The organism is Streptomyces sp. NPDC094448 (genome assembly GCF_044763775.1).
In the GTDB taxonomy this organism is placed as follows: domain Bacteria; phylum Actinomycetota; class Actinomycetes; order Streptomycetales; family Streptomycetaceae; genus Streptomyces.
In genome coordinates this window covers 97,514-122,101 of the sequence record NZ_JBIWGU010000004.1, presented here as the reverse complement: position 1 = coordinate 122,101, position 24,588 = coordinate 97,514, and the positions used below count along the sequence as shown (strand labels likewise).

Sequence of the window (24,588 nt, the reverse complement as noted above, 5' to 3'; positions counted from 1 at the left end):
TCCGTGCCTAGACGGGTGGAGTGCCGGGTGGGGATTTGGGGGTGGGCTTGGGCGGGTGGGGTCCGGGGTCGGGTGGTAGTTGCGGCTTCGGCTTTCCGTGCTTGCCCATGTCCAGCCTCCGTTGTGTGAGCCGGTAGATCCCGAACGGTGGGAAGAGGAGCACCTTGGGTGGGCTGTCGGCAGCGGCGCAGGGTGTGCAGAGGAGGTCGCGGCCTTCGTTGGTGGTGCGGGCGGTGGTGACGGGTGCGGTCCAGCAGGCTTCGCAGTGGGTGACGTCGGTGGGGCTGCGTCGGGGGCGGGACAGGATCACGCGGGTGCTCCGAGCGGGGTGAGGGCGTCGGTGATGTGGTCGGGGCAGGTGGTGCGGCCGGGGTGTACTTCGACGGGTGCGGTGGTGGCGCGCCCGCAGATGCAGCAGGGGGCGGTGACGGGGTCCGCGGGCCTGATCAGAAGCCCTTCAAGGGTCATCGGCTCACCCGACCCACGTCCAGGCGTGTCCGGGCCGGGATGCCCGTACGGCAACGGGCTGTTCGAGCCGGATTCCGTCCGGCGCGACGATGAGCCTGCGCCTCGTCCGGGCCTGGAGGATGGCCTGCGCCTGGTGTTGGTCAGGGCTGGTCCAGGGCCGGGTCCAGGGGTCGGTACGCGGTGGCGGTACCGGGACGAGGACGACGACGTGGGCCGGTGGGTTGAGGAAAGCGCGTAACCGGTTGAGGGCCCGGTCGATAAGGTGCCGCATACGACGGATCAGCTCCTTGGGTAGCTGGTCGGTTGAGCCCCGATGGTCCGTTGCTGCGGTCTGTCGGGGCGCTTCTGTTGGGTGGTCCCGGCCCCGTGCCGGGGGTCGTATGCGGGGCCGGGACCTGTGTCCCGTACGCGGGGCATTTGGGGCTGCGGCGCGTACGGGAGCCTTCAGCGCGCCGGGCCCTTGCGGGCCTTGCGCGGGGCGGGGCAGTCGGGGTGCGCGTACAGGGAGGGCCGTGCCCCGGACGCGGAGAACCCGAGCATCACGAGGTTCTCCTCGGACCGCTCGACGGGCCGGTCGCAGTAGACGCAGTACTCGGGCAGGGGCTCGCGGGCGATCGGAGCGCTGGTCACAGGAGCCGCCGGTCGGCCATCTGAGGGCGTGCGGCAGCGGCCACGAACGCGGCGTCCACCTGCACGGCCGACCCGGGCGGCGCTACCTCGCGTGGACGGTCCGGGCACACCGGCCGCCTGCACTCACAGGGCTTCCACGCCTCCACAGGAGCAGCGGGGTCAAGGGTTTCCCGCGCCCCGAGATGTTCCTCAGCATGGTGCATTCGTGGTTCTCCATTTCGGTCAGCCGCTGCTGAGAGGCTGTTGCTTCCCAGGTACAGGTCTATCTGTGGCGATCTGATTACGGAGGGGCACGGGAGGGGGCATCATGTGCGCATGCCGATTGGACAGCTCGTCCGCGATTTGCGTGGTGCGAGAGGCTGGACTCAGGTCCAGCTTGCTGACAACCTCGCCCTTTCAGCAGGTGATCCCAGTGGCGCGCCAGGACGTGACGCTGTGAAACGTTGGGAGACGGGGAAGGTGATCCCTGGGGACCACTGGCTGCACTACCTTGCCAAGGTGTTCGAAGTCCCTTTCGAGACCTTGAAGGCCGAAGCTACGCTCGATCGCGTGAATCGACGATCATTCATTGGCCTCTCAGCGCTGGTTACAACGCATGGGCAGCTCGCATCAGAGATGCTGGTCAGCATTGCCGGACGTGATTCAGGGCCACTTGCGACAGTTCAGACCACTCACGGGACAGACGTCGTCATTGCCTCCATGGCCGACAAGGCTTCGGTGTCGCACCTTGCGCGCTGGATGCGAGATGCAGAGACGCCCGTCTTACGAGTCAACGCGGCCGGAATCCTTGCGAAGCTGCCTGGGCAGGCGCAGGCTGCAAAGGTCGTCCAGGTCCTCGCCCATGACGATGAGGTCAGACACCTCTACGCGACTGCGGTCACGTCAAGGGTGTGCGCTGTCGACTGGACGACCGCACGGCGTATCGTGACCAACCCAGCAGCCTATGCGTCCAGGGCTCAGTTCCTTGCAGCGCGGTTCGCACAGGAGTCCGTAAACCCAAGTGATGCTGGCGCACGTTGGTGTTCATCCGTCATGCTGCGTGAACTTTCACCCCTGATTGGACGGAGCTGACGTGCTGGTCTTCGAGGTCAAGAACGATGAACTCATGGATTCTGTCAACCGGCAGGCAGCCAGAGCCGGTGTCACGGACGCAGCTATCGTTTCCCTGATCGGGGCTGCGGACCGGTTCACGGTCTCCACCATGCCCAAGAGTGATGCGCTGAAGGACGACATCACCACCTATGAACTGCCGGCTGAGATGACCGGCACCGGCGAGATCCGGAACGGGTTCGCGCACATCCACACTGTGATGGGTGTCGAAGGTGACCAGGCGATTTCTGGCCACCTTCATGAGGCACACATCGGCATCCACTTTGCGCGGGTCTATGTGATCCCCTGCCCCTAAGGGCTGTCCCGCCCACCGGTCGGTCCAAGCAGTTCCACAGGCGAGCTGCCGAACTCCTACGAGCCACCGCGTGAAAGGCACCATGGGCCTGGCCCGCGGCCTCATTGTGCTGCCCATGGGCGTTGGCGAACGGCTCTGCGTGAATGGGTCTGTCCACACCCAAGTACGCGCGATCACCGGAAACTTGGCCCGGCCGCGCGAGTTGTCCGGAGGTTCCGTTTGAGCACGTTGACCGTTCTGCATCCCGGTGCGATGGGGGCTCCTGTTGCCGGTGAGGCGGTGGGTGCCGGTCATCGGGTGTTGTGGGTGCCCGAGGGGCGGAGTGCTGCGTCCGGGGAGCGGGCCGAAGGTGCCGGGCTGAAGCGCTGCGAGCGGCTGGAGGAGGCACTGGGTGTGAGTGACATCGTGCTGTCCATCTGCCCGCCGCACGCCTCGGAGCAGGTGGCGGACGCTGTGGCCGGGCACGGTTTCGCGGGGATCTATGTCGAGGCCAACGCGATCAGCCCGGAGCGGATGCAGCGGATCGCCGGTCGTATGCCGTCCTCGTGCACAGTGCTGGACGGAATGCTGAGCGGGCCGCCGCCGCGGGGCGGCCGTACGGTCCGGTTCTATCTGGCCGGTGATGCGGGGGCCAGGGAGTCGGTGGAAGCGGTGTTCGCAGATACCCGGGTCCTCACGCGGGCGACGGGTGGCGGTATCGGTTCGGCGTCCGCGCTGAAGCTGGCCATCTCCAGCTACCAGAAGGTGTCACGGGCCCTGGCCGGGGTCGCGCATGCGCTGGCGGCTGATCACGGGGTGGGAGATCTCCTGCTGGCCGAGGCCGGGGCGATGAACAAAGACATCCTGGACGACCCCGGCTATCTGCCCGGCGTGGCCGCCCGCGCCTGGCGATGGGGGCCGGAGATGGCCGAGGTCGCCGACACTCTGCGAGCCGCGGGCCTCCCGGCCGAACTCGCCGAGGCCGCCGCACTCGTCTACTCGCGCTGGGACCGGCACAAGGACCAGTCCCCGGACCTGGACACCGTCCTCGACACCCTCCACCACCGACCGAAGGGAAGCGCATGACGCAGACGCTGGAGATCCGGCCGATCGGGTACGTGGTCGGCGGGCGGAGTGAGGTCTCCGACGACCGGTGGAGCGGAACGGCGGTCATCCGCCTGAACCCGGAGTTCCCCGCCGAAGTGGTCCAGGGGCTGGCGGAGTTCTCGCATCTGCTCGTGGTGTGGCACTTCCACCGGGCGTCCCCCGCCGATGTGGCCCTGCACGCCCGCAGCCCGCGCAACGATCCCCGCTGGCCCGCCACCGGGACCTTCGTGCACCGCAATCACCGGCGGCCCAACCAGCTCGCGCAGTCGTTTCCCCGACTGTTGGAGGTCAACGGTCTCGACCTCCACGTCACCGATCTCGACGCCGTCGACGGGTCACCGGTCTACGATCTGGCGCCCTACTTCCGGGAGATGGGTCCCCGAGGGCCGGTACGGCAGCCCGCCTGGCCCGGGGAAATGCTCACCGACTACTGGGCCGGACCGCCGAGCTGACCGCCCGGCCCCGGCTCCCGCGGTGGGTACGGGCCGGGACCCGTCCCCGGCCCGTACGTTCACATGCTGCCGTCCGACGCCTTCGTCCGGCGCAGCAGCCATACCAGGTACGGCGCCCCGAGCAGCGCCGTCACAATGCCCACCGGGATCTCCGTCGGGGCCAGCAGCCAGCGGCCGACGGCGTCGGCGGTGACCACGAGGAGGGCGCCCAGGATCGCCGCCAGGGGGATCATGCGGGCGCCGTTGTTGCCGACCAGGCGGCGGGCCAGATGCGGGGCGACCAGGCCGACGAAGCCGACGGCCCCGACCGCCGCCGCCGTGCCCGCGGCGAGGACCGCGCCCGCGCCGAGGACGAGGAGCCGGGCGCGGCCCAGCTCCAGGCCGAGGGCGCGGGGCAGTTCGTCGCCGAGGGCCAGCAGGTTCACCGGGCGGGCCGCCAGGATCAGCAGCAGTGCCACGACCGCGGGCACCGCCAGCCAGCCCAGGGCGTCGTAGTCCCGGCCGTACGTACTGCCCGCCAGCCAGCTCAGCGCCGCCGAGATGTTCATCTGCGAGCTGACGACCATGATGTTGACCAGCGACATCGCGGTGGCCGCCGCGCCGAGGCCGACGAGGACGACCCGGGTGGGGTCCAGTCCGGCCCGTACCCCGCCGCGGCGCGGGCCGCGGGCGATCAGCACCACCACGAGCAGCATCAGCACCCCGCCGATACCGGCGGCCGACGGCAGGGCGATCGCGGGCGCCGTCGGTACGGCGACGATGACCGCCACCGCGCCCAGCGAGGCGCCCGCGGTGACGCCGATCAGGCCCGGTTCGGCGAGCGGATTGCGGACCACGGCCTGCACGGCCGCGCCCGCGACCGCCAGACAGGCCCCGGCGAGCGCCGCGACCAGGATCCGGGGCAGCCGGTAGGAGACGATGGACTCGGTGACCGGGTCGGTGACACCGGTGAGGGCCGAAACGATCTGCCCGTACCCGATCTGTACGTCTCCGAGCCGCAGCGATACGACCATCGCGAGGGCCAGCACCGCCAGCCCGCCGCCGAGGACGACGGCATACGCGGGGGCGCGCCGCCGTCCGGAGACCGCGACGGCCGCTCCGGTGTCGGCGTCTCCCGTGCTGATCCGCCGGGCGAGCAGCATGAAGACGGGTCCGCCGATCAGGGCGGTGACGACGCCGACGGGGATCTCGGAGGTGTAGACGGCCGACGGCGGCACGATGACCTGCGAGGCCGCGTCGGCGCCGAGGAGTACGGCGCAGGCGAGGAGGCCCGCCAGGGGCATCAGCAGGGCGTGGGCGCGGATGCCGAGGGTGCGGACGATGACGGGCGCGATCAGTCCGATGAAGCCGATGGGGCCCGCGAGGGAGACCGCGGTCGCCGACAGCAGGACCGCGATCAGGAAGGCCGCGGGCCGGATCCGTTCCACCCGTACGCCCATCGCGGACGCGGTCTCGTCGCCGAGGGCGAGCAGGTCCAGCGGGCGGGCCAGCAGGGGTGCGGCGCAGGCGACGGCGAGCACGATCGCGCCGGTGATCAGGGGCCGTTGCAGATCGGACTGCATCAGGGTGCCGTTGCCCCAGAAGAACAGTCCGCGGGTGGCCTCGACGTCCAGCATCTGGAGGAACTCGGCGGCGGCCGTCCCGGCCAGGGCGACCGTCGCTCCGGCGAGCAGCACCCGGCCGGGGGTGAGGACCCCGCCGCTGCTGAGGAGGTACACGATGCCGATGGCGAGCAGTCCGCCGGCGAACGCGGCCGCGCCGGACGGCACCGGGCCGAGGTCCAGGCCGGTGTAGGCGACGAGGACGACGGCGAAGTAGGCGCCCGCGTTGACGCCGAGGGTGTCGGGGGCGGCGAGCGGATTGCGGGTGGCGCCCTGGACCAGGACGCCGGAGACGCCGACGGCGATGCCGACGACCAGCCCGGTGACCGTCCGCGGCAGCCTGCTGCCGAGCAGGACGTCCTCGGCGTGGGCGGTGCCGCCGCCGGTGAGGACGGCGACGACATCGGCGATGCCGACCCCGGACGAGCCCATACCGAGGTGGACGACGGCGACGGCGCAGAGGACGAGACCGAGGCCGCCGCCCACGAGCAGGGCCCGTGGGCGGCCGGTGCCGGTCCCCTGGCGGCTCTTCCCGGCGGCGCGGGCCGGGAGCCGGACGGGGACGGCCATCAGACCTTCAGTGCCTTACCGGTCTCGTCGAGGATCTGGAGCGCCGACAGCGGGCCGCCGAACAGCCAGGTGCCGGGGTCCAGGGGCTGCACCTTCTGGCCCTTGACGAAGCCGAGGCCCTTCCAGACCGGGTTCTTCGCGAAGGTGCCGGTGAACGGGTTGTCGTTGGCGGCGGCCACATAGAGGAAGGTGGCGTCCTTCGCGGTCGCGGTCAGCCCCTCGACTCCGACGGTCGTCATGCCCCAGGCGTCGCCCTTGCCGGTCCAGCCGTTCTTGAGCCCGGCGAGGTTGAGGACCTGGGGGGCGATGGCGTCGTCGGTGAGCATCCGCACGGACGAGGTGCCGTTGGCGGTGAAGCCCTGGCCGACGGCGTACGTCAGACCGCCCTTTCCGGCCTTCTCCAGACGGGACTTGAGGCCGGCGGCGGCCGCGTCGATGCGCCCGGTGACCGCGGTCGCCTCGTTGGTCTTGCCGACGGCCTTCGCCAGCTCGCCGAAGTTCTTCTTCATGGTGTCGAGCTGCGGCTTGGTGGTGTAAGTGAAGGCCAGCACCGGGGCGATGTCCTGGAGCTGCTTCAGATTGGCCGCGGAACGCTCGTTGTCGACGACGATGAGATCGGGCTGGAGGGCGCGGATCTTCTCCAGGCTGGGCTCGTTGCGGTTGCCGACGTCGGTGACGCCCTGCGGGAGCGCGGCGCCCTCGGCGGTGACCCAGGTGCCGTAGCCCTTGTTGTCGGCGTTTCCGGCAGGCGTGACGCCGAGGGCGACCAGCTCTTCGGTGTACGTCCACTCCAGCGCGACCACCTTGGTCGCGGCCTTCTTCAGGCTGACCTTGCCCTGCGCGGTGTCGACGCTGATCGCACCGCCGGCCGCCTTGTCACCGCCCTTGCCGCCCTTGTCTCCCGCGGCGTCGCCGACCGTGTCGCCGCCACCGCACCCGGCCACGGCCAGGGTGAGGGCCAGGACGGCGCTGCCCGTCGCGAGGGTGCGCACCAAATTCCGCATGGGGGTAACTCCTTGTGTGCTGGGTGTGCTGCGGGTACCGCGTGTGTTGCGGGTGCTGCGTCTACTGCATATGCCGGTTGTGCTGCGGGTGCTGCCATATGCCGGATGTGCTGCCGTGGGGTGGGATCCGGCGCCGTTGCCGGTGGGAGGGAACGTTTCGGGGCGCGCCGAGGGGCGGCACGGCGACGCCCGGGGCCGGGCTGCCGGGGGCCGTGGTGCGCGGTCCGGTTCAGGGGCCGGGCGGCCCGGCGCGCTCCGTTTTCGCGGAGGCGGGGGCGGGGTCCTCGGTGGTCTGCGCGGGGGCGGACGCGGGGGCGGACGCGGGGGCCGGTTCCGCCGAAGCCGGCGCGGAGCCCGGGTCCGCTTTCGCTGCCGCCGGTACGGGGCCGGGGCCGGCCTCCGCCGGTACGGGGCCGGGCGCTTCCGGATCCGCCGCGGCGCGGACCGGGAAGCAGGCGAGATGCCCGGTGGCGGCGTCCCGGACGACGTTCACCCGGAGCCCGAAGGCCTGCTCGATGACATCGGGCGTGAGGACGTCGTCGGCGGCGCCCGCCGCGATGACCCCGCCGTCCGCGACGACCACGACGTCGTCGGCGTACGCGGCGGCCTGCATCAGATCGTGGATGACGACCCCGCAGGCGATCCGGTGTTCGCGCGCGAGGCGCCGGACCACGTCGAGCACCTCGAACTGGTGCCGGAGGTCGAGATAGGTGGTGGGTTCGTCGAGGAGGAGGACGCCCGCGCGCTGGGCGAGCACCATCGCCAGCCAGGCGCGCTGGCGTTCGCCGCCGGAGAGTTCGTCGAGACGGCGGTCGACCAGGGGTTCCGCATCGGTGACGGAGAGGGCCCAGTCGATGGCCTCGGTGTCCTCGGCGGTATGCCGGGCGAGGGCGCCGCGGTGGGCGTAGCGGCCGTGCCGGACCAGTTCGCGGACGGAGACTCCGGCCGGTGCCTGGGAGGACTGCGGGAGGAAGGCGAGTCGCTGGGAGAGCGCCCGCCGGTTGAAGGAGGCGAGGGGTGCGCCGTCGATGCTGATCTTTCCGGCGAGCGGCGGCAGCAGACCGGCGACGGTCCTCAGTAAGGTCGACTTCCCGCAGCCGTTGGGGCCGACGAGCACGGTGACCGCGCCGGGCCTCAGCTCCAGGCCGACCTGTCGGAGTACCGGGCGTCCCGCATGCCCGACATCCAGATCCTCGGCCACCAGACGGGCTCCGTCCATGGACACCACGTTCCTCCCCCTTGCGGACGGACTGACCCCGACACCCTACAACTTAGGCAAGGCACACCTAATGCCCTTGACCGGGATCGGGGGGAGTTGTGGCCATGTCGATACCCGGAGCGACGGCCAACCGGCCCGAACACCCCTTTTATGTACGGACGTTCGAGGAATGCGGTGAGACGGACTACGCCCGGCCGGTCCACCGTTCCAGCGCCGATCGCAGCCCCGCCCCGTCCGGATGCCGGGACGCCCACGCGATCCGGCCGTCGGGGCGGATCAGCAGTTCGGTGTCCCGGGGCGGGCGGCCGGAGGCCCGCGTCTGCCAGTGGACGTGGATCACCCCGGGGTGTTCGACCGGGGTCGCGTACGCCGGGGTGACCAGCACAAAGCGGCCCGCCCGCAGCAGCTCGTACAACCGCCCCTGCGCCAGGGCGAGATCGGGCACCCGGCGGCCGGTGGAGGGATGGGCGCCGGGCGGCGCGGGATAGGCGATACCCACCCCGGTGACCTGCGCGATCGCCCGGCGGGTGACCGGCGGCAGGGCGACCAGGACCCCGGCCAGTACCGCCCGTACGGCGCGCAGCGGCAGCCCGCGGGCCATCGCGAGCCGCAGCACGAGTCCGCTGGTACGGATCACCTCCCGCCCCACCGGGTGCCGTTCGGCGTGGTAGCTGTCGAGCAGCGCCTCGGGATCGGCGGCCGCGCCGCGCAGGGCCGCCGCGAGCTTCCACGACAGGTTGGCCGCGTCCTGGAGTCCGGTGTTCAGCCCGAGCCCGCCCGCGGGCGAGTGGATATGCGCCGCGTCGCCCGCCAGGAACACCCGGCGGTCGCGGTAGGCGGGGACCTGCCGTTCGTCGCAGTGGAAGCGGGAGAGCCAGCGGGGGTCGTGGAGCCCGTAGTCCGTGCCGAGGGTACGGGTGAGGACCTCGCGGATCTCGTCGAGGCCCACCGGCTCGGTGTCGGGGAGCTGCCGGGCCCGGTCCCAGCACATCACCCGGTACCAGCCGTCGCCGAAGGGGAGGACCAGCGCGATCGTGTCCCCGGTGGTCCCGGCGGCCGGCAGCGACGCGGGCTCCTCCGCGAGGCGTACATCGGCGAGGACCATGGACCGGATCACGGACCCGCCGGGGAAGGGCAGTCCGAGCGTCCGCCGGACGGTGCTGCGGGCGCCGTCGGTGCCGACCAGATACCGGGCGGTCAGCTCGCCGCCGTCCGCCGTCACGGCGACGGCGCCGTCCGCGCTCTGGCGCAGCCCGGTCAGCTCGGTGCCGTACCGCAGCTCGGCGCCGGCTTCGACGGCCCGCCGCTCCAGCAGCCTTTCGACCTCGTACTGGGGTGTGACCAGGACGAACGGATAGCGGGTCGGCAGTTCGGTGAGATCGACCGCGAGGGAGCGGAAGGGCCGGAAGCCGGTGAGGGGCAGTCCGGTGGCGACCAGTTCGTCGGCGAGGCCGCGGGCGTCGAGGAGTTCCAGGGTGCGGGCGTGGACCCCGAAGGCGCGGGTGAGGTTGCTGAGTCCGGGCGGGCGCCGTTCGACGAGGACGGTCCGTACACCTGCCGCCGCGAGGTCCCCGGCGAGCAGCAGCCCCGTCGGACCGGCCCCGACCACCACCACGTCCGTGCCGGTGCCCGGGTCGGCCGTTCCGGCGTGGTAGTGGTCGGGGCCGTTCTCCGTCGCCATCCGCCGCCTCCGGTGGGCCGTGTGCGTGTACGGGGAGTCTGCCAGGCCCTGCCGGTCCGGGCGCGGCGGCGCACCGGCACCCGCCCCGCCCGCGCCCTCCGCGTGGGCGGGGCCGGCGCCGCGCCGGGCAGGCGCGGGGATAACCCCGGACCGGCGGCACGCACCTAGGCTGGATCACTCCACCAGCCGAACCACCGCTGAAATTACGGGAGTTGACTTCGTCATGGACCGGATCGACACGGGGCGCGCCCACCCGGCGCGGGTCTACGACTATGTACTCGGCGGCAAGGACCACTACACCGTGGACGTCGAGGCGGGGGATGCGATGATCGCCGGCTGGCCGTCGCTGCCCGTCAGCATGCGGCAGAACCGGCTGTTCATGGAGCGTGCGGCCCGCTGGCTGGCGCGCGAGGCGGGCATCCGGCAGTTCCTCGACATCGGTACGGGGCTGCCGACCGCGCCCAATCTGCACGAGGTCGTCCAGAGCGAACGCCCCGACGCCTCGGTGGTGTACGTCGACAACGACCCGATCGTGCTGCGGCACGCGGAGGCGCTGCTGACCAGCTCGCCCGAGGGGCGGACCGCGTATCTCGACGCCGATATGCGCGAGCCCGGCACCATCCTCGGTTCGGCCGCGGTCCGGGAGCTGTTCGAACCGGGGCAGCCGATCGCGCTCACCGTCATCGCGATGCTGCACTTCATCCGGCCGTCCGACGGCTATGCGCTGGTCCGGCGGCTGCTGGACCCGCTGCCGCCGGGCAGCTTCCTGGCGATCTCCACGGCGACGGCCGACTTCGCGCCGGAGGAGATCGGGCGGGTGACACGCGAGTACGAGAGCCGGGGCATCCCGATGGTCCCGCGGACCGCGGCCGAGGTCAGGGCCTTCTTCGAGGGCCTGGAACCGGTGGAACCCGGACTCGTGCAGGTACATCGCTGGCGTCCGGAGGCGGCGCAGAAGGGGGTGGCGCCGGAGCAGGTCGCGATGTACGGCGCGGTGGCGCGCAAACCGTAGCGGGCGGTACGGGAGTACGGGACCCAGGACGGGCGGTACGGAACGGGCGGTACGGGACCGAGGGCAGGCGGTACGGGGGCGGCGGTACGGGGGCTAAGGCAGGCGGTACGGGGGCGGGAGGACCGCTTCCGGCGGCCGCGCTGACGGCGCGCACCGGGCCCCGCCCGGGTACGGCGCACGCGGCGCCCCGCCCCGGTACCGGCCCCGTTCCGGATCAGCCCACCCGGCCGCCCTCCAGCGCCAGCAGATGCGGCGGCGGCGCGGTGCCCTCGCGCAGCGCCGGATCCGCCTCCAGCGTGCCGAAGGCCGTCTTCAGCGGCAGGGTCCCGGCCCAGACCGGGCGGTCCGCGTCCGGGCCGGAGGTGCCGTCGTCCGGCGGGCCCGTGCGGATCTTGACGGACGCCTCCGCCAGGGAGAGCGCGAGCAGCGCGGTGGCAGCCAGCTCCTTGCGGTCGGGCACCCTGGCGTACCCCCACTGGCCGGGGGCGCACTGCGCGGTCAGACAGCGCAGCCCGGCCAGCTTCTCCTCCGGGTCGGTGACCGGGCGCGGCACCCCGTAGACCATCGCGCTGCGATAGTTGACACCGTGCTCGAAGACCGAGCGGGCCAGGACCAGCCCGTCGACATGGGTCACGGTCACACAGACCGTCGAGCCGGGCGATTCCGCCAGGCTGCGGCTCGCGACCGAGCCGTGGAAGTACAGTTCGGTGCCGTCGCTCCCGTAGACCGTCGGGACGACCATCGGGACCCCGTCGACGACCACGCCCAGATGGCAGACGAAGCCCGCGGCGAGGATCGCGTCGAGGGCGGCGCGTTCACCGCTGCCCTGTTCGCGGAGCCGGCGGTGGCGGGTGCGGTCGGTGCCGGGCAGTGCAGGCGGCAGCGGTGTCCGTCTCACGTCGTCCGTCCCTCACTCGGTGATCTGGGTGACTGCGTACGTCCACCGGTCCGGCGGTCGCGTGCGGCCGGTTCCGGGGCGCACCGGATACCGGACCGTGACGCGTTCGCAGCTGACTTGTCGGCGGCAAAACTCCTTGCACGCTACAGATGCTCCGGCCCGGTGACCAGAGCGGAATCCGTTGTCCCGGCCGCACCACCCACCCCTTCCCTCCCGGCCTCTTGTCATGCCCCCACCGGCTGCCCGGTGGCCGGGAACCCACCCCCGGCGAGGCCCTCGCAACGCCCCGTACCGCCGAACCCCCGCGCACCGCACGGCACTTCGCGCACCTCCGGTTACCTGCTCATCACACTCCCATGGAGGCCTCATCACGCACGGCCGCAACAGTGGCGGCCATGAACCCCAGCACTACGACCACGCGGACGAACCCGCGCCCCGACCCGGCGCCCGGCACGGAACCGGCCTCCGGCGGAGGTCCGGCCACCGGGCGGCGGGCGCTCTCCGTCCTTCTCGCCCTGGCCGCCTCCGCCGCGCTGGCCGCCCCGGTCGCAACGGCCGCACCCGCCGGGAAGGCGGCCCCGAGGCCGCCCGGCGGCACGTCCACTCCCATCGTCTGGGGCCCCTGCAAGGGCGATCCGCCCATGCCGGACCCCGGTCCGCAGGCCGAATGCGGCACGGTCCGGGTGCCGGTGGACTGGTCGAAGCCCAGCGGGCCCGGGACCGATATCGCCGTCGCCCGCCAGCAGGCCACCGACCCGGCGAAGCGGATCGGCGTCCTGCTGGTCAATCCGGGCGGCCCCGGCGGCTCGGGCGTCGATTCGGCGATGTACGCGGACAATCCGATCGACGGCTACTCCGCCGAACTCCGCCGGCGCTTCGACGTCGTCGGCTTCGACCCGCGCGGCATCGGCCGGAGCGGGAGCGCCGTCTGCGACGAAGCCGCCTTCGCGAAGGTCCCGTCACGCCCCCGCAACGCGGCCGAGTGGGAGAAGGTCCGCACCCTCAACGCCCAGGCGATACAGAGCTGTCGCCGGCAGACCGGCCCGCTCGCCGCCGGGATGGACAGCAACAGCGTCGTCCGCGATATGGACGCGATCCGGGCCGCGCTCGGCGAACGGAAGATCAGCTACCTGGGGCACTCGTACGGGACTTTCCTCGGCGAACGCTACTCCCGGCTCTTCCCGGAGAACCTCCGCACGATGGTCCTCGACAGCGCCATGGACCCGGCTCCGCCGGGCGCCGAGCAGTACCTCACGGACACCGCCGTCACCGCCAGCGAATCCCTGGAGAAGCTCTCGTCCCGCTGCGCGGCGGACCCCGCCTGCACCGCTCCGGGGCTGCCGAAGGGGAAGAAGCTGACGGCCGTCATCGACGAGCTGTTCGTCCGGGCCGACGCCGGCACCCTCCGCAGGCCCGGCCCGAACGGACCCACCCGGGCCAAGGTCACCCCCGACGAGCTGACCGGGCTGCTGAACGGCCTCGCCGCAGGCGGCTACCCGGACCAGGCGACCGAGCAACTGGGGGCCCTGTACGGCGGAAAGGGCGAGGTCCGCTTCCACGGCGACGGGCCCGTCAACCCGGCGATCCCGCTGGTGCTCTGCCGGGACAGCGACTACCGGATCCGGGACTGGGCCGAGTACCGGGCGATCCGCCAGCGGGTCGCCGCGGCCGCCCCGTACGTCCGCTACAACGACCAGTCCCTGAGCTTCGCCCTCAGCTGCCAGGGTTCGCCGCTGCCGGTCGAGCCCCGGCCCGCGCGGGCCGCGGGCAGCCTGCCGCCGGTCCTCGTGGTCAACGCCGTGTACGACCTGCCGACGCCGCTGGCGGGGGCGCGGCGGATGGCGGACGCGATCCCGACGGCGACCCTGCACGAGGTGGACACCGTGGGCCATGTCCTCTATCTGATGCCCGCCGTGAAACCGGTCATCGACCACCATCTGCTCCACCGCAGCCGCTGAGCCGGAACCGGCCGCCTGAAGAGCAGCGGGGCCCGGGGCGCGGCCGGCCGCGCCCCGGGCCCCGGGCCGTACCCGTCGGAGCCGTACCGCTGTTTCAGCGCCGTCCGGCCAGATCGTGGTCCCGCAGCCGGAAGCTGTCCCCCTTCAGTCCGATCACATCCGCGTGGTGGACCAGCCGGTCCAGCAGGGCGTAGGTGACCGGACCGTCGCCGAAGGTCTCGGTCCACTGCGCCAGCGGCTTGTCGCTGGTGACGATGGTGGAGGCCCGTTCGTAGCGGTGCGAGACCAGCCGGAACAGCAGCCGGGTCTCGTCCGGCGAGAACGGTACGTAGCCGATCTCGTCGATCACCAGCAGGGTGTGGCGGTCGAGCCGGGCCAGTTCCTCCCCGAGCCGTCCGGCGGACTGTGCGGCGGTCAGCCGGTCCACCCACTCGGTGGCGGTGGCGAAGGCGACGTCGTGCCCGGCCTGGCAGGCGCGGATGCCGAGGGCGACGGCGAGATGGGTCTTGCCGGTGCCGGGCGGGCCGAGGAAGACCGCGTTGCGGCGGGCCTCGACGAAGTCCAGGGCGCCGAGCCGGGTGATGGTCTCCCAGTCGAAGGCGCGCTGGTGCTCGTCGTCGAAGTCCTCCAGCGTCTTGCGGGCGGGGAATCCGGCGGCCCGGATCCGGGATTCGGCGGACGAGCCTTCGCGTACCGCCGGGCTCCCGGTGGCCTGCGCGGGCACGGTCTCCGGCCTGGCGTGCGGGACCTCGGCGACGACCGGCGCGGTCGGCGCGGGCTCGGGGACGGCCGCGCCGGCCGGTTCGGTCGCGACGGGTTCGGCAGGTGCGGCACCCGACGGACCCCCGCCCGTGTCGTGGTGGCCGTTGCCCGCGCTCTCCATCGGCCCCGACATATAGGCGAGGATCGCGGCCGACAGGATGAACGCCATATGGATGACCGTCCCCCACAGCAGCGCGTGCTGGGAGGTGTGGGCGACGTCCACGAACATCTGGAGCAGATGGACGGAGGAGATACCGACGATCGCGGTCGCCAGCTTCACCTTCAGCACGTTGGAGTTGACGTGCGACAGCCACTCGGGCTGGTCCCGGTGGCCCTGGAGACCGATCCGGGAGACGAAGGTCTCGTACCCCCCGACGATCACCATGATCAGCAGATTCGCGATCATGACGACGTCGACCAGCTTGAGCACGGCCAGCATGACCATGGTCTCGTCGGCCTGGCCGCTCACGATGTGCTGGATGAGATGCCACAGCTCGTTGAAGAACTTGTAGACGTAGACGCCCTGGGCGGCGACGAGGCCGAAATAGAGCGGTGCCTGGAGCCAGCGGGTGGCGAAGAGGGCATAGCCGAGGGACGAGGCGGCGTAGCTCCGCAGATCGGGTTTCGGGGCGCGGGGCTCCCGTGGTGCGTGTTTGAGATGGGGTGCGTGGGACGCGGGCGGGGTGTGACCGTGCAAGGGCGTCTCCCAACAGGGTTCGGGCGGCGGTCGGGCGCGGTCGGCGCGGCCCGCGTCCACGCTGTCAACGGCCGACCGGGGCAGTTGTCACGGAGACGGCCGACGCCGACCGGCGCACCGGGGCCCGGAGCAATGCTTTCGGCCGGTGCAAGCGGGGCGCGCGAGGGGCGCGTCCGGCGGGGGTACGGAGCAGGCACGTTTCAGCAGGGTGTGGTCCGGGGCGGTGCGCGGGAGGCCGCCCGGCCGGGTCGTGCGCGGCTCGCGGGACGCCGTACCAAAAGCCGACCGGCCGCCGTGCGCGGCTCGCGGGACGCCGTACCACCCGGTCACGGGCCACGGGCTGCGGATCACCCGTTCCCCGCGCACCGGGTGCCGGGGCCCGCGGATCCGCCTTGAATGCGGAGTGTGCTGCGAACGATCGGTGAGTGGTGTGCCCGGCGGGCGGTGTTCGTCGTCGTGGCGTGGCTGGTGGCGCTGGCCGTACTCCAGGTGCTGCACCAGCTCTACGGCGGCGAGTACTCCGACGACTTCACCCTGTCGGACACCCAGTCCCAGCACGGTGTGGAGGTGCTCAAGAAGCACGATCCGGCGGCCGGGGGCTACAGCAGCCAGGTGGTGCTGCACGACGCGGACCGGCCCCTGACCCAGGTCACCGCGGAGATCTCGCAGACGGTGGCGGGCCTCGGGAAACTGCCCGAGGTGCTGACGGCGCAGGATCCGCTCACCGTGCCCTCGTCGAACGAGGGACCGCTCGCGCCCGACGGGCGGACCGCGTACATCACCGTCCGGTTCGCCGTACCGCCGTCCACCCTCGGCCCCGGCTATCTGCACGGCGTCGACTCGGCGGTGGAACCGCTGCGGGCGGCGGGCGTCCAGGTGGAGTACGGCGGTCCGCTCGGTGAGCTGGCCCGGCCCGAACCCAACGACCACGCCAGCGAGGCGATCGGCTTCGCCGTGGCCGTCGTCGTGCTGCTCATCGGCTTCGGCAGTGTCTTCGCGGCCCTGCTGCCGCTGGTGACCGCGCTGATCTGCGTGGTGTGCGGGCTGGCGCTGCTCGGTCTGCTGGCGGCCGCGTCCACCTTCGCGACCGTGTCCCCGACCCTGGCGACGATGATCGGCCTCGGCGTCGGCATCGACTACGCGCTCTTCCTCGTCACCCGCCACCGGCAGAACCTGATGAACGGCGACGATCCGGTGACAGCCGCCGGGAAGGCGACCGCGACCAGCGGACACGCCGTCCTGCTCTCCGGCTGCACGGTCGTCATCGCCCTGTCGGGACTGTGGGTGTCGGGCCTCGCCTTCATCGGAAAGCTCGGGCTCGCGGCAGCGGTGACCGTGGTGACGGCGGTGCTGGGCGCGCTCACCCTCGTACCGGCGGTCCTCTGTCTCCTCGGCCGCCGCATCGACAAGCTGCGGGTCCGCAGCCTGGTCGCGGAGACCGACGCCGAGCCCGGCGAGGAGGTCCAGGGCACCTGGCACCGGTACGCGCTGCGCGTGGAGCGGCGGCCCTGGTGGTATCTCACGGGCGGGGTCGTGGTGCTGGCGGTGCTGGCGTTCCCGGTGTTCTTCATGCAGCTCGGGCATATCGGGGACGGCGCCGATCCGACCTCGTTCACCGACCGCCGGGCGTTCGACCTGATGTCGGCGGCGTTCGGGCCGGGCTCCAACGGACCGCTGACCCTGGTCGTCGACCAGAGCGCGGTCCCGCCGGCCGACCGGGCGGCGCTGGCCTCCTCCGTACAGCACGCGCTCTCCGCCGTACCGGACGCGGCGTCGGTCACCGCGCTCCGGCCGACGGCCGACGGGGAGGTGCTGGTCGGGACGGCGTACTCGGTCGTGTCCCCGCAGGACGAGCGGACCACCGAACTCGTCAACCGGCTCACGGACCAGGTCCTCCCGGACGCCGTCGCGGGCACCGCGGCCCACACCTATGTCACCGGCACCACCGCTGCCCAGGTCGACTTCCTGGACATCGTCTCCGCCCGGCTCCCGCTGATCATCGCGGCCGTCGTCGGGCTGGCGTTCCTGGTCATCCTGATCGTCTTCCGGGGCCTGCTGGTCGCGGTCAAGGCGGCGGTGCTCAATGTGCTGTCGATCGCCGCTTCGTACGGGGTCGTGGTCGCCGTCTTCCAGTGGGGCTGGGGCGGGCCCGCGCTCGGAGTGTCGGGGAAGGTGCCCATCGAGAGCTACGTCCCGATGATGATGTTCGCGATCGTCTTCGGGCTGAGCATGGACTACGAGATCTTCCTGCTCTCCCGGGTCCACGAGGCCTGGCTGCGCACGGGCGACGCGCGGGCCAGTGTGGCCCATGCGCTGGAGATCACCGCGCGGGTCATCACCTGCGCCGCGCTGATCATGGTGAGCGTCTTCGCGGCGTTCGTCATCAGCGACAACATCGTCGTGAAGATGCTGGGCCTGGGGCTGGCCGCGAGTGTCCTGATCGACGCGACGGTGGTCCGGCTGCTGCTGGTCCCGGCGGTGATGACGCTGCTGGGGGAGAAGGCGTGGTGGACGCCGCGACGGCTGGACCGGATCATGCCGAGGCTCCATCCGGAGGGGACGGAGTAGCCGGGCATTCACCCGGACGGCGGACGTCCGCATGCGCGGGGCCCGGGCCCCTCCTTGACTGGGCCTGTACCCGCCCAGCGCGTGGAGGAGGCCCACGACATGAAACGTCCCTGGCAGCGCCCGGCCGTCAGCGCGGCCGTAGCCGCCCTCACGGCGACCGTCCTGGCGGCGGGCGTCGCGGCGTGCGGGAACAACAGCAGTCCGTCGTCCGTGGCGTCCGGTATCGAGTCCGTGGCGTCGGGAGCGGCGTCCGTGGCGTCCGGAGCGGCGTCGGCGGCGTCGTCCATCGGCGCGAAGGCCACCGGAGCGGCCGCCTCGGCCTCCGCGTCGGCACAGCAGAAGATCGACGAGATCAAGGGCGGCGTCAATGTGAAGAACGACGTCACGCTCGCGGCCCCGGCCATCAAGGACGGGCACAGCACGGTCGACGTCACGGCACGCAACACCGCCGACTCGACGAAGACCATCACGGTCAAGGTCGACTACAAGGACACCAGCGGCAATCTCCTCGACACCGTCGTCGTGACCCTCTCGGACGTGCCGGCCGGGAAGTCGAAGTCCACCACCGCGCAGAGCAACCGCACCCTCACGGGCGAAGTGAAGACGGACGTCGCCCAGGCCGTACGCCACTGACCGCACCAACGATCACGCAGCACGAACGATCACACTGCGCGAACGACGACGCTGCGCGAATGTTCACGCCGCACGAATGTTCACGCCGCACGAACGGAGCCGACCATGGAGGACTACCCGCTCGTCAACCTGTTCTGGACCATGCTCTGGTTCTTCTTGTGGATCATGTGGCTGTTCCTGCTGTTCAAGGTCATCACCGACCTGTTCCGCGACCACAGCCTCAACGGCTGGGCCAAGGCGGGCTGGATGATCCTGGTGATCCTGCTGCCGTTCCTCGGTGTCCTGCTGTACGTGATCTTCCGGGGCCGCTCCATGGGCGAACGCGAGATGTCGGCCGCACAGGAACGGGAGGCCGCCTTCCAGTCGTACATCCGCAAGACCGCGGGTGAGGGCGGCGGGGCGCCGGGAGCGGACGTGGACCAACTGGCCCGGCTCCACGAGCTGAAGGAGAAGGGCGCGATCACGGACGACGAGTACCAGAAGGCCAAGGCGAAGATCCTGGCCTGACCGCGCGGCGCGCTTCATCGGCGCCCATCGGTGCACATTGGTTCACTTCGGTGCACTGAGTCCCCGCCCCGGCGCTCTGGGCGGGGACTCAGTGCCAGTCGGTGGTACGGACGGAGTCGCAGAGTTCGACGACGAGTTCGCCCGCCTCCAGACCGGTCCCGGCGACGGGCCGGACCCTGGCCCCCACCCAGATCAGATGGGGTGCGGCGCCCACGACCCGGCAGCGGTACATAAAGCCCTCGGGGAAGCGGACGAGGGACTCGTTGCGGGCGATGCGGGTGTAGCGGTGCACGACGGCGGAGCGGATGACAACACCCTCGCCGGTGCTGAGCGCGTCCTCCAGTTCGCTGGAGGAGCAGACGGGACAGAGCAGTTTGCGGAAGGCGACGCTGCCGCACCAGCGGCAGCGCTGATAGACGAGACCCGTGTCGCGGTCCGCGACCGCGGTAGCCGCCGACTGCGGCGGGGCGAGACGGTCGGTTCCGGGCTGGGACATGGACATGCGGTGACCCCCTGCACTGGTCGGCTCGGGTTGCGCGCGCCTCCGCACCATATGGCACTGAGTGCCTAGTTGCCTAGGTACTGGGTGCCGGATTCCGGTACGGCCCCGGTGGGCCGCGCGGCGGGGACGGCTCAGGCGCCGCCGGTCACGGGCGATGCGCCGAGGGCGGACTCGATGCCCTGGACCACGCGCCACACGGGGGTGCCCTTGCGGGCGACCATGATGACGACCTCCCCGTCCCCTTCGGGCAGGCCCGCCGGAACGGCGGCGACCGCCGGGGTCCCGAGCCCACCGGGCGTACCCCAGACGTCCCGTACGAGGGAGAGGGCGTGGTCCACCGCGGCTTCGGCGTCCCCCTCGCCGCCCGCCCGGAGCCACGAGCGCAGGGCGTTGTTGTGCGCGGCGACCACGGCGGAGGCGATCACCTCGGCGCGCAGCGACCCGTCGGGGGCCTGGGGAGCGTGGGCCCGGAGGTGGTTGGCGAGGGTGCGTTCGTACCGGCGCACAACGGAGAGTTCATAGGTCCGCAGGCCCGGCACCTCACGGGTGAGGCGGTAGCGCTGGACGGAGAAGTCCGGCTTGGCCGCGTACATCCGCAGGACGATCCTGGCGGCGTCGCAGACCGTGCCGACCGGGTCGGCGGAGCCCGCGTTCGCCTCCAGATAGGCGGTCATCTCGACCAGGCACCCCTCGTGGTCCGGGAAGACCGCGTCCTCCTTGGAGGGGAAGTACCGGAAGAACGAGCGGCGCCCCACGCCCGCACGCGCGACGATGTCGTCCACCGTGGTCCGCTCGAACCCGCGGTCGAGGAAGAGTTCGAACGCGGCCCGGGCGAGCGCCTCCCGCATGGGCACCTCGGTATTGCGTCGCTTGCGCACCTCTGTCATGGCGGGCAACGTAACACCGGAGGAGCAGTTTTGGCACTGGGTACCTTTACAGAGGGTACTTGGTGCCATAGCCTCAACGGGACAAACCCTCCATCGGCAGGAGTCAGGAGCCCGGCGTGAGCTTGAGGATCGTTGTCTGTGTGAAGTACGTGCCCGATGCGAGTGGCGATCGTGGGTTCGCGGATGATCTGACGGTGGATCGTGAGGGTGTGGACGGTCTGTTGTCGGAGCTGGACGAGTATGCGGTGGAGCAGGCGCTGCGGATCTCGGAGGCGGCTGGTGGGGATGCGTCGGTGACGGTGTTGACGGTGGGTCCGGAGGATGCGCGGGAGGCGGTGCGCAAGGCGCTGTCGATGGGTGCGGACGCGGGGGTCCATGTCGAGGACGACGGTCTGCACGGTTCGGATGTGATGGGGACGTCGCTGGTGGTGGCGGCGGCGGTGGAGCGGGCCGGGTTCGATCTGGTGGTGTGCGGGATGGCGTCGACGGACGGGGTGATGGGGGTGCTCCCGGCGTTGCTGGCGGAGCGGCTGGGGGTGGCGCAGCTGAGTCTGCTGTCGGAGGTGTCGGTGGCGGGTGGTGTGGTGTCGGGGCGTCGTGATGGGGATGTGGCGTCGGAGGTGGTGGAGGCGGAGCTGCCGGCGGTGGTGTCGGTGACCGATCAGTCCGGCGAGGCGCGCTACCCCTCCTTCAAGGGGATCATGGCGGCGAAGAAGAAGAAGGTGGAGTCCTGGGATCTGGAGGAGCTGGGTCTGGACGCGGGGCTGGTGGGTGCGGCGGGGGCGTGGACTGCGGTGGACGGGGTGGAGGCGCGGGCCGCGCGCAGTGCGGGGACGGTGGTGACGGACGAGGGTGAGGGAGGCGTTCGGGTGGCGGAGTTCCTGGCGTCCCGCAAGTTCGTCTGACCCTTCCCGTCCCGTCCCTTCTTGTCTCTCCCGTTCTCTCTTCTTCTGGAGTGTGTGTCATGGCGGATGTTCTGGTTGTTGTCGATCATGTGGAGGGGTCGGTCCGGAAGCCGACGCTGGAGTTGCTGACGGTGGCGCGGCGGCTGGGTGCACCGGTGGCGGTGGCGCTGGGTGCGGGTGCCGGGGGGACGGCCGGGGTGCTGGGCTCTCATGGTGCTTCCCGGGTTCTGGTGTCCGAGGCGCCGGAGTTCGCGGATGTCCTGGTGGTGCCGAGGGTGGATGCGGTGCAGCGGGCCGTGGAGCTGGTGGGGCCGGTGGCGGTGCTGTTCGTGTCGTCGGGGGAGAACAAGGAGGTCGCCGCCCGGCTGGCGTTGCGGCTGGGGTCGGGTGTGATCACGGACGCGGTGGACGTGGAGGCGGGTGAGGGGGGTCCGGTGGCGGTGCAGTCGGCGTTCGCCGCCTCGTACACCACCCGCTCCCGGGTGACCCGCGGGATCTCCGTCATCACGGTGAAGCCGAACAGCGCGCCGGTGGAGGCTGTGGAGGGTGCGGGGGCGGTGGAGGAGCTGGCGGTGGACTTCGCGGGCTCGGCCCGTGGGGCGCGGGTGGTGTCGCGGTCGGCGCGGGAGTCGACGGGGCGTCCGGAGCTGACGGAGGCGGCGATCGTGGTCTCCGGTGGCCGGGGGCTGGGCTCGGGTGAGAACTTCGCGCTGATCGAGGCGCTCGCGGACGCGCTGGGCGGTGCGGTGGGCGCGTCGCGCGCGGCGGTGGACGCGGGCTGGTACCCGCACGCCCACCAGGTCGGGCAGACCGGTAAGAGCGTCTCGCCGCAGTTGTACATCGCTTCGGGTATCTCGGGCGCGATCCAGCACCGGGCGGGTATGCAGACGTCGAAGACGATCGTGGCGATCAACAAGGACGCCGAGGCACCGATCTTCGACCTCGTCGACTACGGCGTCGTCGGCGACCTCCACACCGTCGTTCCCCAACTCACCGAAGAAATCAACAAGCGCAAGGGCTGACGGCCACGGACCGGTGCCCGGTGGGAGGTGCGTCCCCACCGGGCACTGCCGTGTCCCCGCGTGTCCTCGCGCGTCCTCGCCTCTCCCTCACCTCATCTGCGCCTCATCTGCGCCAGAACAGATGGTGCGTCACCCCGCTCGGGCTGGGCACGACCTCCAGCTGGAACCGGTCGAGCAGCTCGTCCGGCGACTCCCAGAGCCGTACCCCGGACCCGAGCTTCAGCGGTGAGACCGCCACATGCAGGGTGTCGACCAGGTCGGCGTCGAGGAACTGCCGGATGGTGGAGGCCCCGCCGCCGAGCCGGACGTCCCGGCCCTGCGCCGCTTCCTTCGCCCGTTGGAGGACGGCGGCCGGGTCTCCGCCGGTGAAGTGGAACGTGGTGTCGGAGAGCGTGAACGACGGACGCTCGTGGTGGGTCATCACGAATACGGGCGTGTGGAACGGGGGCTCGTCACCCCACCAGCCGAGCCACTCGTGGTCCTGCCAGGGCCCGCGCTGGGGCCCGAACTTGTTCCGGCCCATGATCTCGGCGCCGATATTGCGGGCGAAGTCCCGGGTGAAGTAGTCGTCCAGCCCGCGGCTCCCCCCGGCGTCCGTACGCATGGGCCAGCTCGCCGTGGCCCCGGCCCACGAGAACAGCCGCTCGGGGTGTTCGAAGCCGAAGGGCCGCTCCAGGGTCTGGTCCTCACCGGCCCCGATGCCGTCGCTGGAGACGTTGAAGTTCATGACCCGCAGCAATTGGTTCATGGGGTTTCCCTCGTCAGGTTCGGTCGCTTCGACGGGTGGCGGGGGCGCCACCCGTCATGTCGTCGAACGGAACACGGCCGGATCGACAACCGTCGGGCAACTTTCCCCCACAGGTCGCTCTCCGTAGGTGTAAGGCAACCCTGTGTGTAATGATCGTTCCGGCATTTGCCGAAGACGATGACCGACAGCACCTGAGTGAGGATTGACGTGGCCGAGCGCCAGAACGGCACTGTGAAGTGGTTCAACGATGAAAAGGGATACGGCTTCATCACGCCGGAATCCGGGTCCGACCTGTTCGTGCACTTCCGCGCGATCGAAGGGACCGGCTTCAAGTCCCTGAAGGAGGGTCAGACGGTCACCTTCGAGGCCGTCCAGGGCCAGAAGGGCCTCCAGGCGGACAAAGTCCAGGTGGCGGGCTAGACGCTGGTTCCGGGCCCGCCGGGGTTCGGCGGGCCCGTCCGCACAGGTCACCGGGGTGTGTCAGTGCCGGCTGTGATCCTGTGCCGCATGGATGAGAATTCCTTCTGGGCGCTCATGGACGAACTGAGCCGCCGTACCGGTGACCGGGCCTCGCGTCTGAGCGGGCTGCGCGCGGAGCTGCTGCGGCTGCCCGCGGACGCGGTGGTCGGGTTCCAGGCGCAGTTGGAGGCCGCGTGCGACGCCGTCACCATGGAGGCGCTGCTCCCGGCGGTCATGCGCATCGAGAGCGGCCTCTGCTCCGACGACGGCTTCGAATACTTCACGCGCTGGCTGGTGGCTCAAGGACGGCAGACGTACGAGGCGGTACTCGCCGATCCCGACGCCCTCGCGGACATACCCGAGGTGCGGGCCCTCGCGGGGCGCGATGTGCGGGTCTGGCGGGACGACGAGTGGCCGGAGTGGGAGGAGCTGGACTACGTGGCGAAGGAGGCTTTCGACGCGCTGGCGGGCGAGGACGAGGAAGCGTTCTACGAGGCGCTGGAGGCGGTCCAGGAAGGGCAGGACGAGCCCGAGGAGACCGAGGCCGTCGCAGAGCGGGAGACGCCCCGGCTCGACGCACTCTTCCCGGTGCGGGCGCGCGGTTAGCCGGGGGCCCAAGACGCCGGATGGCCTCGACGGTCCACCCCCGCTGGCGGGGGCCAGAGGGTTCAGACTTTGACAATCCGGTCCCTCATCCGCTGGGATTCCATGCCTTCTCCGGTGTCGAGCATTCGGGTGGCCGTATCGGCCGCCCGGTCGGCTTCTCCCGCACGCAAGTGGCAGTCCACCAGAGTGGCAAGACGGTGGACGTTGCCGCGTCCGTGTGTCTGAACGGCGATTGCTTCGGCGGTGTCCGACGAACGCGTCATCTGCAATAAATGCAACCCCGTGGGGGGGAGGCCGCAATCCGTCAT

The 24,588-nt window shown here is 71.2% G+C and carries 26 protein-coding genes; 13 read left to right on the top strand and 13 right to left on the bottom strand.

The window, feature by feature from the left end; all coding sequences use genetic code 11:
* Positions 1–7 precede the first annotated feature (7 nt).
* From ACIQ9E_RS09165 to ACIQ9E_RS09150, 4 genes are all read right to left on the bottom strand, one after another.
* Complete coding sequence (locus ACIQ9E_RS09165; RefSeq protein ID WP_403704367.1) at positions 8–310, bottom strand: hypothetical protein; 303 nt, start codon at positions 308–310, stop codon at positions 8–10.
* Positions 307–468, bottom strand: coding sequence for a hypothetical protein (locus ACIQ9E_RS09160; RefSeq protein WP_403704364.1), 162 nt, complete (start codon positions 466–468; stop codon positions 307–309). The genes ACIQ9E_RS09165 and ACIQ9E_RS09160 overlap by 4 nt, the downstream gene beginning before the upstream one ends.
* A 4-nt stretch (positions 469–472) precedes the next feature.
* Positions 473–739 carry a hypothetical protein gene (locus ACIQ9E_RS09155; RefSeq protein ID WP_403704361.1) on the bottom strand — a complete coding sequence of 89 codons (267 nt, stop codon included), beginning with the start codon at positions 737–739 and terminating at the stop codon, positions 473–475.
* Positions 740–912: 173 nt separating this feature from the next.
* On the bottom strand, positions 913–1,098 hold the full coding sequence (locus tag ACIQ9E_RS09150) for a hypothetical protein (RefSeq protein ID WP_403704358.1): 186 nt from the start codon (positions 1,096–1,098) through the stop codon (positions 913–915).
* A 315-nt stretch (positions 1,099–1,413) separates the two neighbouring features.
* On the opposite strand from ACIQ9E_RS09150, the gene ACIQ9E_RS09145 reads away from it, so the two are divergent.
* From ACIQ9E_RS09145 to ACIQ9E_RS09130, 4 genes are all read left to right on the top strand, one after another.
* The gene (locus tag ACIQ9E_RS09145; RefSeq protein ID WP_403704355.1) at positions 1,414–2,169 is read left to right on the top strand and encodes a helix-turn-helix transcriptional regulator; all 756 of its coding nucleotides are present in this window, start codon (positions 1,414–1,416) and stop codon (positions 2,167–2,169) included.
* A gap of 1 nt (position 2,170) precedes the next feature.
* Positions 2,171–2,503, top strand: coding sequence for a PCC domain-containing protein (locus ACIQ9E_RS09140; RefSeq protein WP_403704352.1), 333 nt, complete (start codon positions 2,171–2,173; stop codon positions 2,501–2,503).
* A 393-nt stretch (positions 2,504–2,896) separates the two neighbouring features.
* Positions 2,897–3,568, top strand: a complete 672-nt coding sequence (locus ACIQ9E_RS09135; RefSeq protein WP_403704349.1) for a DUF1932 domain-containing protein — start codon at positions 2,897–2,899, stop codon at positions 3,566–3,568.
* A complete protein-coding gene (locus ACIQ9E_RS09130) occupies positions 3,565–4,041 on the top strand; it encodes an SAM-dependent methyltransferase (RefSeq protein WP_403704346.1) in 477 nt (158 codons plus the stop codon). The genes ACIQ9E_RS09135 and ACIQ9E_RS09130 overlap by 4 nt, the downstream gene beginning before the upstream one ends.
* Before the next feature lie 59 nt (positions 4,042–4,100).
* Here the strand turns inward: ACIQ9E_RS09130 and ACIQ9E_RS09125 are convergent, their stop codons facing one another.
* The 4 genes from ACIQ9E_RS09125 to ACIQ9E_RS09110 all read right to left on the bottom strand — a co-directional run bounded on the left by ACIQ9E_RS09125 (position 4,101) and on the right by ACIQ9E_RS09110 (position 10,116).
* Positions 4,101–6,212 carry an iron ABC transporter permease gene (locus tag ACIQ9E_RS09125; RefSeq protein ID WP_403704343.1) on the bottom strand — a complete coding sequence of 704 codons (2,112 nt, stop codon included), beginning with the start codon at positions 6,210–6,212 and terminating at the stop codon, positions 4,101–4,103.
* The gene (locus ACIQ9E_RS09120; RefSeq protein ID WP_403704340.1) at positions 6,212–7,216 is read right to left on the bottom strand and encodes an ABC transporter substrate-binding protein; all 1,005 of its coding nucleotides are present in this window, start codon (positions 7,214–7,216) and stop codon (positions 6,212–6,214) included. Before ACIQ9E_RS09120 ends, ACIQ9E_RS09125 begins: the two co-directional genes overlap by 1 nt.
* Before the next feature lie 229 nt (positions 7,217–7,445).
* On the bottom strand, positions 7,446–8,435 hold the full coding sequence (locus ACIQ9E_RS09115; RefSeq protein ID WP_403704337.1) for an ABC transporter ATP-binding protein: 990 nt from the start codon (positions 8,433–8,435) through the stop codon (positions 7,446–7,448).
* Positions 8,436–8,619: 184 nt separating this feature from the next.
* The gene (locus tag ACIQ9E_RS09110; RefSeq protein WP_403704333.1) at positions 8,620–10,116 is read right to left on the bottom strand and encodes an FAD-dependent monooxygenase; all 1,497 of its coding nucleotides are present in this window, start codon (positions 10,114–10,116) and stop codon (positions 8,620–8,622) included.
* 223 nt (positions 10,117–10,339) lie between these two features.
* Here ACIQ9E_RS09110 and ACIQ9E_RS09105 point away from each other — a divergent pair, with 223 nt between their 5' ends.
* Positions 10,340–11,128, top strand: coding sequence for an SAM-dependent methyltransferase (locus tag ACIQ9E_RS09105; RefSeq protein ID WP_403704330.1), 789 nt, complete (start codon positions 10,340–10,342; stop codon positions 11,126–11,128).
* A 214-nt stretch (positions 11,129–11,342) separates the two neighbouring features.
* Here the strand turns inward: ACIQ9E_RS09105 and ACIQ9E_RS09100 are convergent, their stop codons facing one another.
* Positions 11,343–12,026, bottom strand: coding sequence for a pyridoxamine 5'-phosphate oxidase family protein (locus ACIQ9E_RS09100; protein WP_403704327.1), 684 nt, complete (start codon positions 12,024–12,026; stop codon positions 11,343–11,345).
* A 395-nt stretch (positions 12,027–12,421) separates the two neighbouring features.
* On the opposite strand from ACIQ9E_RS09100, the gene ACIQ9E_RS09095 reads away from it, so the two are divergent.
* Positions 12,422–13,984, top strand: coding sequence for an alpha/beta fold hydrolase (locus ACIQ9E_RS09095; protein ID WP_403704324.1), 1,563 nt, complete (start codon positions 12,422–12,424; stop codon positions 13,982–13,984).
* A gap of 94 nt (positions 13,985–14,078) precedes the next feature.
* On the opposite strand, the gene istB is transcribed toward ACIQ9E_RS09095, so the two are convergent.
* Positions 14,079–15,443, bottom strand: a complete 1,365-nt coding sequence (gene istB, locus ACIQ9E_RS09090; RefSeq protein WP_403704321.1) for an IS21-like element helper ATPase IstB — start codon at positions 15,441–15,443, stop codon at positions 14,079–14,081.
* Between the two features lie 396 nt (positions 15,444–15,839).
* On the opposite strand from istB, the gene ACIQ9E_RS09085 reads away from it, so the two are divergent.
* From ACIQ9E_RS09085 to ACIQ9E_RS09075, 3 genes are all read left to right on the top strand, one after another.
* Positions 15,840–18,011, top strand: a complete 2,172-nt coding sequence (locus ACIQ9E_RS09085) for an MMPL family transporter (RefSeq protein WP_403704319.1) — start codon at positions 15,840–15,842, stop codon at positions 18,009–18,011.
* Positions 18,012–18,110: 99 nt separating this feature from the next.
* Positions 18,111–18,644 (top strand): hypothetical protein, encoded by a 534-nt coding sequence (locus ACIQ9E_RS09080; protein WP_403704315.1) that lies wholly within the window; start codon positions 18,111–18,113, stop codon positions 18,642–18,644.
* 105 nt (positions 18,645–18,749) lie between these two features.
* Complete coding sequence (locus ACIQ9E_RS09075) at positions 18,750–19,151, top strand: SHOCT domain-containing protein (protein WP_403704312.1); 402 nt, start codon at positions 18,750–18,752, stop codon at positions 19,149–19,151.
* A gap of 88 nt (positions 19,152–19,239) precedes the next feature.
* Here ACIQ9E_RS09075 and ACIQ9E_RS09070 read toward each other — a convergent pair whose 3' ends face one another.
* Positions 19,240–19,647 (bottom strand): Zn-ribbon domain-containing OB-fold protein, encoded by a 408-nt coding sequence (locus tag ACIQ9E_RS09070; RefSeq protein ID WP_389891113.1) that lies wholly within the window; start codon positions 19,645–19,647, stop codon positions 19,240–19,242.
* A 137-nt stretch (positions 19,648–19,784) separates the two neighbouring features.
* Positions 19,785–20,501, bottom strand: a complete 717-nt coding sequence (locus tag ACIQ9E_RS09065) for a TetR family transcriptional regulator (protein ID WP_403705194.1) — start codon at positions 20,499–20,501, stop codon at positions 19,785–19,787.
* A gap of 155 nt (positions 20,502–20,656) precedes the next feature.
* Here ACIQ9E_RS09065 and ACIQ9E_RS09060 point away from each other — a divergent pair, with 155 nt between their 5' ends.
* Both ACIQ9E_RS09060 and ACIQ9E_RS09055 read left to right on the top strand, forming a co-directional pair.
* On the top strand, positions 20,657–21,445 hold the full coding sequence (locus tag ACIQ9E_RS09060) for an electron transfer flavoprotein subunit beta/FixA family protein (RefSeq protein ID WP_403704309.1): 789 nt from the start codon (positions 20,657–20,659) through the stop codon (positions 21,443–21,445).
* Positions 21,446–21,504: 59 nt separating this feature from the next.
* Complete coding sequence (locus ACIQ9E_RS09055) at positions 21,505–22,467, top strand: electron transfer flavoprotein subunit alpha/FixB family protein (RefSeq protein ID WP_403704307.1); 963 nt, start codon at positions 21,505–21,507, stop codon at positions 22,465–22,467.
* 103 nt (positions 22,468–22,570) lie between these two features.
* On the opposite strand, the gene ACIQ9E_RS09050 is transcribed toward ACIQ9E_RS09055, so the two are convergent.
* Positions 22,571–23,215, bottom strand: a complete 645-nt coding sequence (locus ACIQ9E_RS09050; protein WP_403704304.1) for a dihydrofolate reductase family protein — start codon at positions 23,213–23,215, stop codon at positions 22,571–22,573.
* A 207-nt stretch (positions 23,216–23,422) separates the two neighbouring features.
* Between ACIQ9E_RS09050 and ACIQ9E_RS09045 the strand changes: the two genes are divergently transcribed.
* The gene (locus ACIQ9E_RS09045; RefSeq protein ID WP_403704301.1) at positions 23,423–23,635 is read left to right on the top strand and encodes a cold-shock protein; all 213 of its coding nucleotides are present in this window, start codon (positions 23,423–23,425) and stop codon (positions 23,633–23,635) included.
* Positions 23,636–23,722: 87 nt separating this feature from the next.
* Positions 23,723–24,280 carry a DUF4240 domain-containing protein gene (locus ACIQ9E_RS09040; protein WP_403704298.1) on the top strand — a complete coding sequence of 186 codons (558 nt, stop codon included), beginning with the start codon at positions 23,723–23,725 and terminating at the stop codon, positions 24,278–24,280.
* Positions 24,281–24,588: the final 308 nt, after the last annotated feature.

Bases quoted from the DNA above. Each gene is read 5' to 3' on its own strand.
- ACIQ9E_RS09130 (WP_403704346.1), top strand. From the start codon at position 3,565: ATGACGCAGACGCTGGAGATCCGGCCGATCGGGTACGTGGTCGGCGGG.
- ACIQ9E_RS09145 (WP_403704355.1), top strand. From the start codon at position 1,414: ATGCCGATTGGACAGCTCGTCCGCGATTTGCGTGGTGCGAGAGGCTGG.
- ACIQ9E_RS09125 (WP_403704343.1), bottom strand. From the start codon at position 6,212: ATGGCCGTCCCCGTCCGGCTCCCGGCCCGCGCCGCCGGGAAGAGCCGC.
- ACIQ9E_RS09050 (WP_403704304.1), bottom strand. From the start codon at position 23,215: ATGAACCAATTGCTGCGGGTCATGAACTTCAACGTCTCCAGCGACGGC.
- ACIQ9E_RS09070 (WP_389891113.1), bottom strand. From the start codon at position 19,647: ATGTCCCAGCCCGGAACCGACCGTCTCGCCCCGCCGCAGTCGGCGGCT.
- ACIQ9E_RS09075 (WP_403704312.1), top strand. From the start codon at position 18,750: ATGGAGGACTACCCGCTCGTCAACCTGTTCTGGACCATGCTCTGGTTC.
- ACIQ9E_RS09085 (WP_403704319.1), top strand. From the start codon at position 15,840: ATGCGGAGTGTGCTGCGAACGATCGGTGAGTGGTGTGCCCGGCGGGCG.
- ACIQ9E_RS09160 (WP_403704364.1), bottom strand. From the start codon at position 468: ATGACCCTTGAAGGGCTTCTGATCAGGCCCGCGGACCCCGTCACCGCC.
- ACIQ9E_RS09095 (WP_403704324.1), top strand. From the start codon at position 12,422: ATGAACCCCAGCACTACGACCACGCGGACGAACCCGCGCCCCGACCCG.
- ACIQ9E_RS09155 (WP_403704361.1), bottom strand. From the start codon at position 739: ATGCGGCACCTTATCGACCGGGCCCTCAACCGGTTACGCGCTTTCCTC.
- ACIQ9E_RS09110 (WP_403704333.1), bottom strand. From the start codon at position 10,116: ATGGCGACGGAGAACGGCCCCGACCACTACCACGCCGGAACGGCCGAC.
- ACIQ9E_RS09040 (WP_403704298.1), top strand. From the start codon at position 23,723: ATGGATGAGAATTCCTTCTGGGCGCTCATGGACGAACTGAGCCGCCGT.
- ACIQ9E_RS09065 (WP_403705194.1), bottom strand. From the start codon at position 20,501: ATGCGGGAGGCGCTCGCCCGGGCCGCGTTCGAACTCTTCCTCGACCGC.
- ACIQ9E_RS09105 (WP_403704330.1), top strand. From the start codon at position 10,340: ATGGACCGGATCGACACGGGGCGCGCCCACCCGGCGCGGGTCTACGAC.
- ACIQ9E_RS09120 (WP_403704340.1), bottom strand. From the start codon at position 7,216: ATGCGGAATTTGGTGCGCACCCTCGCGACGGGCAGCGCCGTCCTGGCC.
- ACIQ9E_RS09080 (WP_403704315.1), top strand. From the start codon at position 18,111: ATGAAACGTCCCTGGCAGCGCCCGGCCGTCAGCGCGGCCGTAGCCGCC.
- ACIQ9E_RS09055 (WP_403704307.1), top strand. From the start codon at position 21,505: ATGGCGGATGTTCTGGTTGTTGTCGATCATGTGGAGGGGTCGGTCCGG.
- ACIQ9E_RS09115 (WP_403704337.1), bottom strand. From the start codon at position 8,435: ATGGACGGAGCCCGTCTGGTGGCCGAGGATCTGGATGTCGGGCATGCG.